Annotated in this window: 11 protein-coding genes; 4 read left to right on the top strand and 7 right to left on the bottom strand. The window is 69.6% G+C overall.

The genetic code is table 11. The annotated features are described in order from the left end of the window. Window positions 1-169: 169 nt before the first annotated feature. The 5 genes from trxA to GZ998_RS09765 form a co-directional block, all read right to left on the bottom strand. Complete coding sequence (gene trxA, locus GZ998_RS09785) at window positions 170-496, bottom strand: thioredoxin (protein WP_219109731.1); 327 nt, start codon at window positions 494-496, stop codon at window positions 170-172. Between the two features lie 125 nt (window positions 497-621). After that, a complete protein-coding gene (gene trxB / locus GZ998_RS09780) occupies window positions 622-1548 on the bottom strand; it encodes a thioredoxin-disulfide reductase (RefSeq protein WP_219109730.1) in 927 nt (308 codons plus the stop codon). A 104-nt stretch (window positions 1549-1652) separates the two neighbouring features. Then, window positions 1653-5492: a murein biosynthesis integral membrane protein MurJ gene (locus GZ998_RS09775; protein ID WP_219109729.1), complete on the bottom strand. Its 3840-nt coding sequence runs from the start codon at window positions 5490-5492 to the stop codon at window positions 1653-1655. Then, on the bottom strand, window positions 5489-8008 hold the full coding sequence (locus GZ998_RS09770; RefSeq protein WP_308807210.1) for a DUF6049 family protein: 2520 nt from the start codon (window positions 8006-8008) through the stop codon (window positions 5489-5491). Before GZ998_RS09770 ends, GZ998_RS09775 begins: the two co-directional genes overlap by 4 nt. Continuing rightward, complete coding sequence (locus GZ998_RS09765; protein ID WP_161925181.1) at window positions 8005-8514, bottom strand: NUDIX hydrolase; 510 nt, start codon at window positions 8512-8514, stop codon at window positions 8005-8007. Before GZ998_RS09765 ends, GZ998_RS09770 begins: the two co-directional genes overlap by 4 nt. Before the next feature lie 66 nt (window positions 8515-8580). On the opposite strand from GZ998_RS09765, the gene GZ998_RS09760 reads away from it, so the two are divergent. Both GZ998_RS09760 and GZ998_RS09755 read left to right on the top strand, forming a co-directional pair. Continuing rightward, window positions 8581-10101, top strand: coding sequence for a CCA tRNA nucleotidyltransferase (locus tag GZ998_RS09760; RefSeq protein WP_219109727.1), 1521 nt, complete (start codon window positions 8581-8583; stop codon window positions 10099-10101). 635 nt (window positions 10102-10736) lie between these two features. Beyond that, window positions 10737-11732: a hypothetical protein gene (locus GZ998_RS09755; protein ID WP_162679593.1), complete on the top strand. Its 996-nt coding sequence runs from the start codon at window positions 10737-10739 to the stop codon at window positions 11730-11732. A 701-nt stretch (window positions 11733-12433) separates the two neighbouring features. On the opposite strand, the gene GZ998_RS09750 is transcribed toward GZ998_RS09755, so the two are convergent. Both GZ998_RS09750 and GZ998_RS09745 read right to left on the bottom strand, forming a co-directional pair. Next, window positions 12434-13870 carry an ATP-binding protein gene (locus tag GZ998_RS09750; protein ID WP_219109726.1) on the bottom strand — a complete coding sequence of 479 codons (1437 nt, stop codon included), beginning with the start codon at window positions 13868-13870 and terminating at the stop codon, window positions 12434-12436. 40 nt (window positions 13871-13910) lie between these two features. Beyond that, window positions 13911-14255: a hypothetical protein gene (locus GZ998_RS09745; protein ID WP_162679595.1), complete on the bottom strand. Its 345-nt coding sequence runs from the start codon at window positions 14253-14255 to the stop codon at window positions 13911-13913. Between the two features lie 339 nt (window positions 14256-14594). Between GZ998_RS09745 and GZ998_RS09740 the strand changes: the two genes are divergently transcribed. Both GZ998_RS09740 and GZ998_RS09735 read left to right on the top strand, forming a co-directional pair. After that, entirely contained in the window at window positions 14595-15242 is a 648-nt protein-coding gene (locus tag GZ998_RS09740) for a hypothetical protein (protein WP_219109725.1), read from the top strand. 212 nt (window positions 15243-15454) lie between these two features. After that, window positions 15455-16034: restriction endonuclease (locus tag GZ998_RS09735; protein ID WP_308807209.1), on the top strand; the 580-nt coding region annotated here is incomplete at its 3' end.

Here is a 16034-nt window from a genome sequence, read left to right as displayed (position 1 = left end):
CGGCGGGCCCAAAGGGCCCGCCGACGATCGTTGGAATCACGCGGTTACGTCGTACTGTCTGGTCATTACTGCCAGCGTTTGTGCCGATCTGCGACATTCGCGCGCGAGCGGCCTCCCAGAATCAGTCAACCGACACGGCTCGCAGGGCCGACATGCCTGTACTCGGGCGTCAGACGATGACCTTGTCCAGCTGCGCCTTGAAGGATGCCTTCGGGCGGGAGCCGGCGAACTGGTGCACCACCTCGCCGCCCGAGACGACGGCGAAGGTCGGGATGGAGCGCACGCCGAAGGAGCGGGTGGTGGCCGGGTTGGCGTCCACGTCCAGCTTGACGAACTTCGCCCGCTCACCCAGCTCGGCGGCGACCTCGTCCACGACGGGGGCCATCTGGCGGCACGGACCGCACCACTCGGCCCAGAAGTCGACTACGACCGGAACGTCGGACTGCATGACCTCGGCCTCAAAGGTGGCGTCGGTGACGGGAAGGGCATTGGACATGGGTACTCCTTTAGGGACTAGATGTGGATATGTCGGAAAACGTGAATGAACGACGCGGCCCGGTACGCCTACGCGGTCGAATCCGGTATGCGGCCGGAAGTGCCGCTTGACTTGCGGGCGCGCCCTCAGGCGTCCAGCTCGGCCAGGTAGGCCTCCGCGTCCAGGGCCGCCCGGCAGCCCGAGCCGGCTGCGGTCACTGCCTGCTGGTACTGCGGGTCGGCCACGTCGCCGCAGGCGAACACACCGGGGATGTTGGTGCGCTGAGAGGGCGAGTCAACCTTGATGTAGCCGGCCTCGTCCAGCTCCAGCACGTCGCTGACCAGCTCCGAGCGCGGAATCTGCCCGATGGCTACGAACAGCCCAGCGGCCGGAATCTCACGGCGCTCGCCGGTGACGGTGTCCTCCAGGGTCACCGACTCCAGGGCGGCGGCGCCATTGAGCCCCACCACCCGGGAGTTCCAGGCGAAGTCGATCTTCGGGTCGTCCTGCGCCCGCTTGGCCATGACCGCGCTGGCACGCAGCTGGTCGCGCCGGTGCACCACCGTGACCGAGGAGCCGAAGCGGGACAGGAAGGTGGCCTCCTCCATGGCGGAGTCACCGCCGCCGACGACGACGATCGGCTTGTCCTTGAAGAAGAAGCCATCGCAGGTGGCGCAGTAGGACACACCGTGGCCGGACAGCCGGTCCTCCCCATCGAGCCCGAGCTTGCGGTACTCCGAGCCCGTGGACAGGATCACGGTGCGCGCCTCGTATACGGCGTCGTCGGTGGTGATGCGCTTGATCTCACCGGTCAGGTCCAGAGCGGTGACATCCTCGAAGCGGACGTCGGCGCCGAAGCGCTCGGCCTGCTCCTGCATCTGCGTCATCAGGTCGGGACCCATGATGCCCTCGCCGAAGCCGGGGTAGTTCTCCACCTCGGTGGTGTTCATCAAGGCACCGCCGGCGGTGACGGAGCCCGCCAGCACGATCGGGTGAAGCTGGGCGCGAGCGGCGTAGATCGCCGCGGTGTAGCCCCCGGGGCCGGAGCCGACAATGACGACGTCGTGAACCATGACTCTCCTGATTCGCATCTTCCCGGCGGGCCTGCACCTGCCGGTACCAAGTGGGTACGTCCCCATGAACCGGGGCGGAGGGCGCTTTGTTCCAGTGGAGCGACCTATTTGAAAGTGATCTCAGAGATGGTGAGCTTATATTGGCCGTCGGCTGCGGTCGGTAGATCCGTCACCCACAGCACGATCGACTCGGTGGTGGCGGCATCGAAGTCGAAGGAGGTTGTGCCCTCACTGAAGGCACCCTCGGCCAGCAGCGTCCCACCGGTCGGATCATCCGCGCTGGTGGCGCGCACCTGCACGTTCCCGCCGACACCCGTGCCGTGAATATCGACACCGGAGACCTGCGCCTCCTCCTCCAGGACCACCGCCATGCCTATGCCCTGCTTCCAGGCGAGCGAGGCATCGTAGTAGAAGCGCGAGGACCAGGCCTGGTCGGTGGAGCCGTCAATGACCAGGGCCGCGTTCTCCGGGTGCTCATTGTTGTCCCCGAAGGGATCGAGTGCCTGGGCGGAGGCCGGCGTGGCCGACGCCTTCGGCTCGGGCTCCTCGGCCTCCTCCTGCTGCTCCGGCGCGGCAGTGGCGGGCGCCGAGGCGGTGGGCACCGTCTTGGCGGCAGGGATGTCATCATCCTGGAACTTCACGTTGGCCAGCCCCAGCAGGTTGTGGACGGCGAAGAACACTCCGATCACAACCGCCACAAGCACCGCGACCAGTACGCCAGTGGTGGTCCGGTTCACCGCGCGCTCCTGCGCCTCGGCATCGTCGTAGCCGCCCTGGTCCTGGGCCGAGGTCACGTCCTCCTGCAGGGAGGGGCCGGGCGTGAACGGCTGGGCGGGTGCGCCCGGCCCGGCCGAGCCGGCCGTTCCGGCGGCTGACCCCACACCGGCCGCTCCCGCTGCTGAATCGGCGGCATCTACCGGGGCGGGCGCAACGGCGGAGCCGCCGCGGGCCTGCGTGACCGGCGCAGCCGCCGTTGCGGCCACAGACTCCGACGGGTCCACGGTGTGCGCCGCATCCGCCGCCCGCGCCGTGGAGCGACGCCGCAGCCGGGCCAGGACGCCGCCTGCCATGCCGCCCAGCGCGGCGGTGGCGGCACCGCCCAAGGCCGAACCGGGCTCCGCGGGCGGCTGCGGGGCCGCCCCGGGCGTAGTGGTCGTCGGGTGCACCAGTCCAGCCAGCACGCCGGTATCCCAGGGCGCCAGCACGCGTGCGATCTCCGCGGCGGAGGTCGGCGCCTGAGTGGTGCCCGCCCAGGTGCGGGCAACCAGCGCGTCCAGGGCGGCATCGACGTCGTCGGGAGTGCGGGCGAGCTGCGACGGAGGCACCGGCGCCCCGCCGACCATGGGGGCCGTGGGCAGGCCGGCGAGCTTGCCCGGCCAGCGTCCCGTCAGCCCGAAGTAGAGCAGCTCCACCAGGGCGCGTGCGTCGGTGCGGTCCGCCGCCAGCGGGTCCGCGGCGATGCTGGTATCCAGCCCCAGCGCAGCCGCCTCCACACCGACGCCGGACACCTGCACGGTGCCGTCCGGGCGTACGCGCAAGGACTCCGGCGTCAGGTTCAGGTGGTGCAGCCCGCGGCGCGAGCAGGCGTCCAGGGCCTGCGCGGCCTCACCGACGATCGCCCGCACCTGGGCGGCGTCCAGCCCCGCGCCGACCAGGGCGGCGAAGGTCCGGCCCGTCATCGGCTCGGTGACGATGAACGACGGCGTGGACGCCTCCACGTCGTAAACGCGCTGGATGCGGGCGTCATCCACCAGGACGGCGCGGGTGGCCGCCTCCAGCACCTCGCGGCGGTGCGGAGTGGCATCGGTCAGTAGCAGGACGGTGACCGGACGGTCCAGAATCGTGTCGCGGCCCAGGTGCCGCACGATGCGGGGCAGCGTCGCCGGCATGGTGGACAGCAGTTCATACCGGCCGGAGCCGATCGGCGTGGCGTCCGCCATAAGGCCACCTCCCACTGCTGGTAGCGCCTGCGTGTTGAAGGCGAGTCTAGCCGGATCGGCGGGCCAGACGGCGGCCGGGGCGAAACCGATATTCGCGGGCGGCGGGGGCGGGGCGGAGGTCTGGCGGGCTCCCTGCGGGAGTGCAGGGGCAGCAGGGGGGAAGGACGGAGGCAGCGCGGGCTCGGGCTCGGCAACCGTGGAGGGTGCCGGCCCGGGGGCCGACGGCGTCGGAGCCAGGGCGCGGCCCGCACGCACCACCGCCGTGCCCGCGGGCCCGGGCAGGAGCCGACCGCACTTGACGACGATGCGTGAGAGCGGACCGAAGAACACGTCCAGCTCCTGCACCCGCAACAGCTTCGCGCCGGCCAGGTAGACCACCGTCATCACCGTTGCCGCCACCAGTACGGTAACCAGCGCGTCGACCGGCCGCGTGCCGGTCAGGGAGCCGTCAGCGGGACCCAGCAGGCGGCGCACGCCCAGGCCCACCAGCACCGCGGGCAGGGCAGCAAGGATCAGCCGCGCATAGGTTCCCAGCACCCGGGGCCCGTCCAGGTCCGGCAGATGCCGACGCATCAGCGGCACCAGAATCAGGAAGCCGGCCACCTGGCAGGTGGCCGAGGCCACCGCCGCCCACACCATCCAGTGGTTGGCCGGCGCCAGCAGGTAGGCGCCCAGGCAGACCAGTATCGGGATGACGCCCACCACCGTGTCGGCGATCAGCAGCCGCTTGGTGTCGGCGTAAGCGAGCATGACCCGCTGCATGGTGAACCAGACGCCCTGCCCCACAATGCCGATCGCCAGCACCGTCAGGATCGGGGCGGAGGCATTGGCCTGCTCCAGGGACAGGGAGGGGACGAAGACTTGCAGCGCCGGGGCGGCCAAAGTGGCAATACCGGCGGCGAACAGCACCGTGAACACCGCGATGGAGCGCAGTCCCAGCGACAGGTCGTCGCGCACCCCCTCACGGTCCCCGGCCGCAGCCTTCTCACTCATGCGAGTGAACAGGGCGGTGATGATCGAGGTGGTGATCAGTGACTGCGGCAGCATGTACACCAGCTGGGCGTTGGCGTACATCGTCGTAGACGGGACGATCACATCCGCGTAGGCGGCGGACTCGGCGGCCGTAACCGCCCGCGAACCCAGGTTCGTGGCCGCCAGGTCACCCAGTGACACGATCGCGGTGCCCAGCAGCGCCCACAGTGCCACCTTGGACATGCTGCCCAGCCCCATGCCGCGCACCCCGAAGATGATCTTGGGGCGGAAGCCCGAGCGGACCAGCGGGATATACAGGATCAGCGCCTGGGCGGCGATACCGAGCGTCGTCGTCGCCCCGATCAGGGCGATGCGGCCCGCGTCCCAGATGCCCGGGTCTTGACCGGTGGTGTAACCGCCGTAAATATGCAGGTACGCCAGGATTGAGGCGATGGAGATGATGTTGTTCAGCACCGGCGACCACATGTACGGGCCGAAGCTGGAGCGTGCGTTGAGCACCTGCCCCCACAGGGCGTACAGGCCGTAGAAGAAGATCTGCGGCATACACCAGAACGCGAAGGCGAAGGCCAGCGGCTGCCAGCGACCCAGGCCCGAGGCGTAAAGCATGATCACCAGCGGCGCGGCCACGGTCAGCAAGGCGGCCACGCCCGCGATCACCAGGGACGCCGCCGTCAGCAGCCGGTTAACCAGCTCCTCCCCGTTGCGCTGCCGCAGGGCCCGCACGATCTGCGGCACCAGGATCGCGTTCAGGATGCCGCCGATCAGCAGGTTGTACAGCTGCGTGGGCACCGTGTTGGCGGTGTTGAAGGCGTCCGCGGCCCCGGAGGCGGTGGCGCCCAGCGCGGAGATCAGCAGTGCGTTGCGCACCAGCCCCAGAATGCGGGAGGTCAGCGTGCCCGCCGCCATAACCGCGCTGGAGCGGGCAATCGACGGCGTCGGCCGCTGCGGGCCGTCCTGACGTCCCTGCGCGTCCGGGCTCGGGTTCTGGGGCTCGGCCCCGTCCTGCTTCATCTACGCTCCCTGGGTGTGGCGGTGCGGCGTCCCCGGCGCACGGTCCGGACAATGCCGGCAACCAGAAGGACCACCAGCGCCGCGCTGAGGATGCGGGTGCCCACATTCTCCCAGTCGGCCCGCACCCGCAGGTGGACCGTGGAGGGCGTGCCGACGCTTGCGCCGTCGTCGGAACGCAGCTGAATGGTCAGATCGACGTCGCCGGAACCGACCGCGGTGACCGGCACGCTCGCCGTCGCCTGCCCGCGGGCCGGCACCGTGACCGTGACGTCCTTGGCGATCTGCAGGCGCGTGGAACTGGACTCCAGGTGGACCGTGACCGTCACGTCCTGATCCAGGGAGGAGACGATCCGCACCGGCAGGTCAGCGGCCGAGGCGATGAGGTTGATGGTGCTCGACGGCGCCGCCGCCAGGGCCTGAGTGACCGCCTCACCGTGGGCGCGCGCCTGGCTGATCATGGTGGTGCAGGCGGCCTCGTCGGTCCTCCAGGTTGCCGATCCGGCCAGGGCGACCACATCCGAGGACATGCCCAGGGCGCGGTCCGGGTCACTCAGGATGGACGCAACCGACTCCAGGCGGGTGGCAGCCTCCCGGGCCGCCGCCAGGGTCATCGCGGTCACCTCGCCCTCCCCGCTGGCGGAGTCGGGCAGCGGCATGCGCACCGCCTCCTCGCCGTTGGTAGCCGAGTCGGCAGCAGACGCCACCAGGGCCGGAAGGTCCTGCGCCTCGGTCCAGGCGGAACCGGTAAGGGCGGCCAGGCGCTCGCGGAGCACCTCCGGCGCGGTGCCCGCGGCATCCGCGCGGGACACGGCCACGACGATGTCGCGGCTGAGAGCCGGCGCTTGGCGGGTCAGGATGGCGGCCTGGCCGCGCAGCAGCTGGACGGCGTCGAGCACGGAAAGCTCCGCATCTCCCTGGCCGGTGACCAGGCGGCCCCCGGCCGCGGCGGACAGGCCCTCCTCCGGTATGAGCACAGTGCGGCCATCAAGCGTCATGGTGCCCGAGGGCGTGTAGGTCAGGTCCTCGGCGACTTCCGCGTCACCGGGCTCGGCCACCACGGTGGTTACCGAGTCGGGCAGGGACGCCAGCGTGGTGGCGTCCAGGGCGCCGGCCGACCAGACCGCATCAGTGCCGGCGCCGGCCTGTGCCGCCGCGGAGTCCGCGGCTCGCTCCAAGGCGGACTCGATCAGCTCGGTCTCACCCAGGTGTGCCAGGCCGGACAAGTCGGCATCGGCCCAGGGCAGGACCACCACGTCGCCGGCCTGCAGGGCGGCAGCGAGAGCATTGCGCAGGCGGTCGGCATCGGTCGCCGCGGGCGCGGTCTCCGCTGCGGCGCTCGCGGTGCCGGCAGAGGGTGTCGCACCGGGTGAGGCGGTTGCGTTTGCCGGAATGGAATCCAGGCCCAGTGCTGCGAGCAGGGCCGGGTCCACCGCCAGGACCACGCCGTCGTCGGCCAGGCCCAGCAGCCCCAGCACGCGCTCGCGCAGGGCGGTCAGTGGCTGGCCGGCCCGTGGCTGCGCAGCCGCGGTGCCGGCAGCGTCCGCACTGGCGGAGTCTGTGGCCGTGGCCTTTGGGGAGGCAGCGGTGGCTTCAGGATCGGGGACGGATGCGGGTGGAGCGGTGGGGCCGGGGGCGGCGTCGGCCGCGTCAGGGGTGCCGGAGTCCGCGGCCGGTGCGCCCGCCTGGTCGGCGGCGCCCCCGGAGGGGTCGGCAGTCGCGCTCGGGGAGGGCGATGGCGCGGCGGGCGGCTCCTCTTGCGTGCCGCGGGTGGCGGCGGTCAGCGCCAGCAGTTCCTCCGGCGAGGCCGTCACCGGCACGAATACCGTCACCCGGGTGGGACTGACGCGCACGCCCGGATCCCACAGCAGGATGGTGCGATCCTCGGTGACAGTCGTATACCCCTGAATCAGCGCCACCTGCACGCCCCGCGGACCCCACTGGTCGGTATCCTCCAGCGGAAGGTCGTCAGCGCGCACCGTCACCCGGAAGGACTGCGCCATCCCCGGGGCGACATCCGCCGCCAGGGCCTGCTGGGCGACGGTGACCAGCGGAGTGTCCTGCTCATCGCCCAGCCAGGCGGCCAGCCCCGCCGTCGTCACCTCGGTGCGCGACTGCATCTGCACCACCAGGGCGACGTCACTGATCGGCTGATCGGTGCCATTAGTGATCGTGCCGCTGACGGTGATGTCCTCGCCCGTTCCCACGACCTCCGGAGCCAGCCCCGTGACAGACAGGACGACGCGCCCGGAGACGGCGTCCTGGGCGGAGTCGGTGACATCGGAGCGGGCCGCGCCAAGTGAGGCGGCGGGCAGCGCCCCCTGGCCCATGATGATCCCGGCGCCGGGGCCGCCCACCGACACCTCCTCCCCGCCCGCGACCGGAGCCGCGCGCGCCGCAGACAGGGCGGGCGCGCCCACCATCACAAGCGCGGCCAGCAGGACGGACACCAGTGCCGTCAAAACCCGCCGGGGGGCGTGCCGGCGCGGCGGGTGGCGGACAGACCCGGCGGACCTCACCCCTCACCCACCAGGATCTCCCTGGCGGCCGCAACGATCCGGCGCTCATTGGGGTAAGCCAGGCGGCGGGCGACGTCATCCAGGGTCACCCACTCGACGTCCTCCGCCTCATGGTCGGGATCGTTCTCGGTGGTGAGATCGCCGCACAGCGCCTCCAGCAGGAAGTGGTGGACGACCTTGTGCACGCGGTGGTCCTCACCGGCGAACCAGTAGTCAACGGTGGCCAGGTGACGCAGTACCCGGCCCGTGATGCCGGTCTCCTCCGCGATCTCCCGCACGGCCGCCTCCTCGGCGGTCTCCGTGCCCTCCAGGTGCCCCTTCGGCAGGCACCACTCCAGGCGTCCTCCCCGGTTACGGCGCGCAATCACGGCCGTGACGGCCTTCCCGTCCTGCACGTCGATGATCAGCCCGCCGGCGCTCGTCTCATCGACCACGGGCAGCGAGCGCGCGGTCGTGCGCCGCGGCCGGTTGCCGGCGCGGGGCATACGTGAGCGGTGGGAGGACATAGGGACACTCTAGGCGGTCTGCCCGCCGATCGGCTTGCTTGCGTTCCGCGTGGCAGGCTTAGGCCGATGACCGACCGCCCGACCGCCCCCGCCACCACGCCCGCCTCCCGTACGGAGCGCCGCACCGCCGTCGTCCCCGCCGAGCGCCCCGACGCCGACGGCCTTACCCCCACCGCCCGCCGGGCCCTGCGCGCCCTGCCGGACTCGCTGCACGAGCTGGGTCGTCGCTTCGCCGACGCCGGACATGAACTCGCACTGGTCGGTGGGCCGGTGCGTGACGCCTTCCTCGGCGTCGTTCCGCATGACCTGGACTGCGCCACCTCTGCCCGCCCCGAGCAGACCGAAGCGATCATGAAGGCCTGGGGCGACGCCTGCTGGGACGTCGGCAAGGCCTTCGGCACCATCGGGGCCCGCAAGGGTGATGACGTCGTGGAGGTCACCACCTACCGCACCGAGGAGTACGAGACCGGCTCCCGCAAGCCCGCCGTCGCCTACGGCGACAGCCTTGTGGGTGACCTCACCCGCCGCGACTTCACCGTCAACGCCATGGCGCTGCGGCTGCCGGAGCTGGAACTGGTCGACCCCCACGGCGGCCTTGAGGACCTGCGGGCGGGCGTGTTGCGCACCCCGGTGGCCGCCGAGCAGTCCTTCGATGACGACCCGCTGCGGATCATGCGGGCCGCACGCTTTGCCGCCCAACTGGGATTCGACGTCGAGCCCGACGTGCTGGCCGCCATGACCGATATGGCGCCACGGCTGGAGATCGTCTCCGCCGAGCGGGTGCGCGCCGAGCTGGAGCGGCTGCTGCTGGCGCCCTGGCCGCGCCGCGGGCTGGAGCTTATGGTGCACACCGGGGTGGCCGACGTGGTGCTGCCCGAGCTGGCCGCCCTGCAGGAGACCGTCGATGAGCACAAGCGCCACAAGGACGTCTACGAGCACACCCTGACGGTGCTGGAGCAGGCCATCGACCTGGAGACCGGCCCAGACGGGCCCGTCCCCGGCCCTGACCTCACGCTGCGGCTGGCGGCGATCTTCCACGACATCGGCAAGCCCGCCACCCGCCGCTTCCTGCGTGATGGCACCGTCACCTTCCACGGGCACGACCACGTCGGCGCCCGCATGACGGCCAAGCGCATGCGGAAACTGCGCTTCGACAAGCAGACCATCAAGGACGTCTCCCGGCTGGTGGAGCTGCACCTGCGCTTCCACGGCTACGCCGACGCCGCCTGGTCCGACTCCGCGGTGCGCCGGTACGTGGCTGACGCCGGGCCACTGCTGGAGCGGCTGCACCGGCTGACCCGCGCGGACGTGACCACCCGGAACAAGCGCAAGGCCCACATGCTGGACGCGGCCTACGACGACCTGGAGGCCCGCATCGCGCAGCTGCGCGCGGAGGAGGAGCTGGCCGCCATCCGCCCGGACCTGGACGGCAAGCAGATCATGGCAGAGCTCGGCGTCGGGCCCGGGCCGGTGGTTGGCGAGGCCTACCGCTTCCTCATGGACCTGCGCATGGAGAAGGGACCCCTGGGCGAGGACCTGGCGCGCGAGGCACTGCACTCCTGGTGGGCGGCGCGCGGCGGGAAGTAGGCGGCGGGCGGCGTCGGTGGTGTGCGGCCTGCGGCGGGAGGCGGCTCGCGGCGTCGGTGGTGTGCGGCCTGCGGCGGGAGGCGGCTTGCGGCGTTGGCGGTGTGCGGCGAGTGGCGTGTGGCGGTGTGCGGCGTCGGTGGTGTGTGGCGGCTTGCGGCGTTGGCAATGTGCGGCGTGTAGCGGGAAGTCGGCGTTGGCCGGGGCGGGCGTTGTCGGCAGTGGCGATCGTGCCCGCAGCGCCGTCTGCTACGCCCCTTTCCCGTTAACAACGCTACTTAACGGCCTGCTGAAGGGCTGGGAGGTATACAGCAGGCCGTTAACTGGCGTTGTTAACCCCGAACCGGCGTAGCAAACGCCCTCGCGGCTGTGCCGTGCCGGGCCGGTTGGGGCGTGCGGGGACGTGTCGAGGGCTGGGCGGCGCGCGGCGCCCGCAACTGGGCGACTTTCGGTGGAGTGCGTGGCGCTCGACCGGGCCATCACCGGCCCGCCACCGCCACCGACCTCTCACCGGCGTCCACAGGCAACGTTCGCGGCACCCCTGTCCACAGAGCTCGTGGGGCGCGGTGGCACCGCCGTCGGATGGAGGCAATCCTGCTGGCATGCAGCACTACCCGACGCCACCGGAGCGTCCCCGGATGCAATTCACTGCCGACCGCTCCGACGGGGACCTGGCCGGTCGGCGGGATCTAATACGGGTGGCGCGCGGCGGCTACATGACCGTTCCCGGCAGCGACACACCGACCTGGCGCCTGAAGCAGCTCGTCACGCTGGCGCGCTGCGAGGCGGCGCTGCGAGTGTCGCCGTCGGCAATCGCCCTGACCCACGAGGCCGCAGCGGTGGTGCTGGGCCTGCCCATTCTGGAGTCGGAGCCGAACGTCCGCCTGGCTGTGCCCGGGAACCGGTCGCGTAGCACCCTTGTTCTCCCGACGGTCATGTATGGGCCTCCGGAGGGTCGACGTCGTGGTCGGTCGGTGAAGCTGTTGCGTTCGACGACCGCGCCACTGCCGGAGGAGGTCATCAATGTGGGCGGGCTGCGGGTGACCACGCCGCTGCGCACAGCCATGGACTGTGCCTTCGACCTGCCGGTGCGCGAGTCACTGCCTGTGGTGGATGCCGCCCTGCGGGTGGTGTGCAGACCCGATCGGTTCAACCGGCGCTGCTACGGCGAGATGGAGGTCGATGCGGCGCGCGAGCGGCTGATGCGCATGGTGGAGGGCCAGGGCCAGCGCCACGGAAAGCGCCGCGCCAGGGTGGCGGTGGAGCGGGCGGATCCTTTCGCGGAGTCGCCGGGTGAGAGCGTGTTGCGCTGGGCGGTAGATGTGGCCGGGGTGCCGGAACCGGTGACACAGCGGCGCTGGATCGGCGACGATGCGCGCGAGTACTTCCTCGACGTCGCCGTGGACAGCGCCATGGTTGACCTGGAGTTCGACGGCTACGGCAAGCTGGCGACGTCGGCGGACGTGCGCGCGGAGAAACAGCGCGAGATGGTGCTGCGCCGCGGTGGGTGGACGGTGCATCGCTTCGAGTGGCGGGAGCTGGCCGATCCCGAGCGGCTAGTGCGGCGGGTAGAGAGCCTGTTTCCGCCGGAGAGCGCGCGCGGGGTGCGACGGCGTCGTGACCTGTGGCTGTAGGGGTGCGGATCGGTGGTGATGTCCCGCATCAGCCTAAGGGGCGAGCCGCAGGCGCCGGGTGTATGCGGTCCGGTTCCCTGCGCCATCCCCTGGTCGTGTCGTGAAGGGGCGGCGCTCTCTTGGTGTATGCGGTCCGGTTCCCTGCCTCACCCCCCTGGAGGAGGGCACAACCCCAGGCGGCGGCATGCGGTAGGCGGCGAGACGGGTGGCCTGTAGCGGGTGGCGGTTGCGGCGTCGGCGACGGTGTTAGCCCTGGGCCACTTGCTGGAGGATGCGCTCTTGTCGTCTGCTACGCCCCTTTCCCGTTAACAACGCTACTTAACGGCCTGCTGAAGGGCTGGGAGGTATACAGCAGGCCGTTAACTGGCGTTGTTAACCCCGAACCGGCGTAGCAAACGCCCTCGCGGCTGCGCCGTGCCGGCCGGGCGGCGACGGGCCGGTGCCGGTGACCACCAGCTTGAGGACCGGCTCCCCGACCACGGAGGTGTCAATCTGCTGCACGGTGCGGGCCAAGCTGGGCGTCGACGACGCGGGCAGGTAGTCATGACCCAATGAGTCCCGCGTGTCCATGCGGTAAGTGAGGCGGAAGGCGGAGGTTCGCGGACTGAATGGAGGCGGCTGGCTGGGTCGAACGGCGTTGATGCCGGACTTACCAGTCAACTTCACGCCCAACTTCACACCCTGTGAAGTTAAGCGTGACGTTACTGGCGTGCCAAGCGGTAGCGCTGCTTCGGGCTACGCGGAGGTTCGGTCGCCTCCACTGTCCCGTCGGCAATCAATCCCCTCAGGGCGTTCTGGATGGTGCTGCGGCTGAGGGTGAAGGTCTCGGCGAGTTCGGCGGCCGAGGCGCTCTCATGCTTGGTGAGGTAATCGGCGATACGGTCTCGAGCGGGTGCGTTCCGCTCCCTTGGCACGACGCGCCGGCGTCGGAGTGTGATGGTGAAGCTGGTGACCGAGCTCTTGATTTCGGGCGGCGGCAGGAGGGCCTCGGCAAGGGCGTGCCGGATGACCGCGATTCCGGTACCGCGGTTTTCGGCCACGGCGCCACCATTGGGGAAGGTGGTGGACTCCAATAGGGTTGACAAGCGCTGGTTGCGGCTTGTGCTCACACCAGCTTGGCCCAAGGTCTCTACCGTGACGGCGCCGTATAGACCGCCCGGGTTCATGATCTCGAGCCGGTCGACGAACATGCTGACCTGTACCTGTGCGCCGCGCGCGGCCGGCGAGTAGTCCCGGTGCATGAGGGCGTTGACCACGGCCTCACGCACGGCGACTAGTGGGTAGTCGGGCAGATCCGTGCGGAAGGTATCCCCGATCAGGCCGGCCGTGCGCATATTGCGACGAACGGCGTCGACGGCGGACTCGACGAGTTCCGGAATCGGACCGGTCAGAGTGGCGCTGTCGAGCAGGCGCACGCCTTCGGTGACGCTGCCCCGGTCGGTACCGGGGAACACGGCGAAGGTGACGGTCAGTCTTGGGAAGAACTGCTGAGGGTACTCGCCGAGGGCCAGTAGCGCCGCGAGGGTGGGGCGCCCGTCCCGGGTTATGCGCAGGCGTTCACGGGCGGTGTCGTCGCCGTCGGCGAAAGTCTTGGGGCGGAGGGTCCGTTGACCATCAAGGAAGGCCCCCAGGGCGTCGTCGGCGAGGTCGTTGAGGGTGGCGTCGGGCACCACTTCCTCATCCCACCGCGGCTGAGTGTGCTCTTCCAGGAGCCTTTCAACCTCGTATTGGGTCATGCGATGGTCGCCGTCGCCCGATCTGGTGTAGGAGCCGCCGTATTGCCCCTGGTCAGTGACGTAACAGGGCTTGTGGCGCGGCTCGATCTCCGGGATCGTGGCGACGACGACAGGAGCCTTACCCAGTAAGACGATCTCAATGAGGGGACGGACTACCGGGGTCATCTGCTCGCAACGGGCAACGAGCTGGTTCCGGGTGCGGGCGGCGTCGAAGTGCGGGACGGGGGCGAAGTCCTGTGCCTCGTCGAGACCGATGAGGATGGTGCCTCCTGCGGAGTTGGAGAAGGCACTGAGGGTGGCACGAATGTCCTTGCCGACGCTCGACTTGACCTCGAGCACCTGCTGGTCGGTGCCGATGACCCGGAGCTGGTCGACGATGGTGGAGAGTTGCTCGGAGTCCATGGGCTGCTGCGTCCTACCTTCTTCACACTTCGCAACTATCTTAACAGTGTGTGAAGTAAGTTGTGAAGTTAAGTGCGAAGTTGATTCGGGGCTGGGCGGTGCGCGGTGGCCCAGGGCGTTCTGTGTCAGGGTTGAGGGCGTTCGGCAGGGTTTCCATCGGGCCGGTGTCGGTGGTCACCGCCTTGAGCACCGGCTTCCCGACCACAGAGGTGTCAATCTGCTGCATGGTGCGGGCCAGTGAGCGGGCGCCCTTCTCGATCTGGGAGCTGCCCGATGTCACCTCGACCTCGGCCCACCGGCCGCCGGGGGAGGTAAGTGTGGCGTTAAGCGTCGTGGACGTGCTTCCGGCGAGGTGGTCGGCAGCAATGAAGGCGCCGAGGCTCACCCGCGCCCGTAGAGGTGCCGCGTTTGGACCACGTCATGGTGCGCTTGAGCATGCGCAGGAAGCGTCGGGGTGGGTGGTGTCGGCAACCAACCTGATCTACGAGCTGACAGGGACTCGCTCTTCTCGTCTGCAACGCCACTTCCCCGTTAACAACGCTACTTAACGGCCTGCTGAAGGGCTGGGAGGTATACATCAGGCCGTTAACTGGCGTTGTTAACCCCGAACCGGCGTAGTAGATGTCAGACCCCGAGTCGGCACGGGGCACGGCGATTCAGCGTATGGAGGGCGACGGCACTGGTGCCTACCGTTCATGTCAGTGGGCATTTGTATGGTCTACGCATGTCAACGACGATCGACGTCTACTCCACGACGGATGTCTTCCCGCTGGTGCACCAGACTCGGGCGCGAACCGAGGAGCTGTTTCGTGAGCTCCTGGCCAGGCACGGCATCGACTCGACCCTTGACGTGACTGCCTGCTATCCGCGGGAGCGGGGCGAGGAACTGCGCATGGTCCCGCCCGACGTGCGCTGGACGCCGGGTTTGGAGATTGGATTCGGATACTGGCTCAACGGTGTCTGGGATAGCAACTCGTGGCCGGAGTGCCTTGTGCGCGATGATGACGACCTCATCAACGAAGACGATCCCGATGCCCTCGCCTACCCCTCGTTCATCGGACGCTGGGGCTTGCTTCCCGAGCTAGCCCACCGGCTCGCCCCGGAGACGGTTGACCTGATCGACGCACGTCGGCACTACTGGAGCGAGTACCGCAACGCCGCTGGGCCGGCCGTTGCATCGACCGGTTATGGTCTGGCCGCGGCGGCGCTCGCGGAGGCCACCGACGGCGTTATCGCATCCTTCGATAGCGCCTTCGAATTAGAGCACAACGGTGAGACCGCAGAGGAGTTCCTCTCCTGGTGGGGCGACCATCAGATCAACTTCTATGGGAAGAAGCGGTTCCTCCGCTCCCATTGGGAGAATCAGTCTTGACCGCCTAGGCGATCAGGCGGTCGACGACGGCAGGATGGTCTCGGTTCCGAGTTCGGGATGACTGATGTCGGTGAGCCGAGTCATGCTCTGAATACGGTTGCGATGGGCCATGGTGCTTGCATCCACCCAACGTGTGCCCGTCGACGAGCGCAGCCCGAGTTTGTAGACCGGAACACGCCCGCTCGCTGCTCGCCACGCCTATGCTGCCCTGCGTGAGCCAGTCGCCCGAGAACCAGTCCCGCGTCGCAGCCCTCCTTGACGAGTTGTACTTCAATGCGCAGACGCAGCGGGGCAAGGGCACGAGCTTCGAACGCCTGGTCCGGCAGTTCCTCCTGACCGACCCCCGCTATGCCGAGCGCTTTGACGAGGTCTGGATGTGGAAGGACTGGCCGGGGCGCGGCGCCCGCCCGGACCGCGGCGTCGACCTGGTGGCCCGCGAGCGCGACACCGGTGACCTGTGCGCGGTGCAGTGCAAGTTCTATGACCCGCAGTCCCAGGTCACTAAGGGCGACGTCGACTCCTTCCTGGCTGAGTCGGGCACAGGCGAGTTCAGCTCGCGCCTGTTCGTGTCCACGACCGACAAGTGGAACTCCGCGGCCGCAGCCACGGTGGAGAACCAGGCCGTCCCGGTATCCCGTATCGGTTTGAGGGACTTGTTCAACTCCACCATTGACTGGGACAGGTTCAACCTCGCCACCCCCGAGGTAATGGAGCGCGCTGGCCGTAAGACGCTGCGCGAGCACCAGCGCCGCGCACTGGACGCGGTGACCCAGGGGCTCGCCACGGCCGACC

The organism is Actinomyces sp. 594 (genome assembly GCF_019325145.1).
Taxonomy (GTDB): domain Bacteria; phylum Actinomycetota; class Actinomycetes; order Actinomycetales; family Actinomycetaceae; genus Actinomyces.
This window is presented reverse-complemented; position numbering and strand designations above follow the sequence as displayed.

Coding starts and splice junctions, on each gene's coding strand:
- trxA (WP_219109731.1), bottom strand. CDS start 496: ATGTCCAATGCCCTTCCCGTCACCGACGCCACCTTTGAGGCCGAGGTC.
- trxB (WP_219109730.1), bottom strand. CDS start 1,548: ATGGTTCACGACGTCGTCATTGTCGGCTCCGGCCCCGGGGGCTACACC.
- GZ998_RS09775 (WP_219109729.1), bottom strand. CDS start 5,492: ATGAAGCAGGACGGGGCCGAGCCCCAGAACCCGAGCCCGGACGCGCAG.
- GZ998_RS09765 (WP_161925181.1), bottom strand. CDS start 8,514: ATGTCCTCCCACCGCTCACGTATGCCCCGCGCCGGCAACCGGCCGCGG.
- GZ998_RS09760 (WP_219109727.1), top strand. CDS start 8,581: ATGACCGACCGCCCGACCGCCCCCGCCACCACGCCCGCCTCCCGTACG.
- GZ998_RS09755 (WP_162679593.1), top strand. CDS start 10,737: ATGCAATTCACTGCCGACCGCTCCGACGGGGACCTGGCCGGTCGGCGG.
- GZ998_RS09750 (WP_219109726.1), bottom strand. CDS start 13,870: ATGGACTCCGAGCAACTCTCCACCATCGTCGACCAGCTCCGGGTCATC.
- GZ998_RS09740 (WP_219109725.1), top strand. CDS start 14,595: ATGTCAACGACGATCGACGTCTACTCCACGACGGATGTCTTCCCGCTG.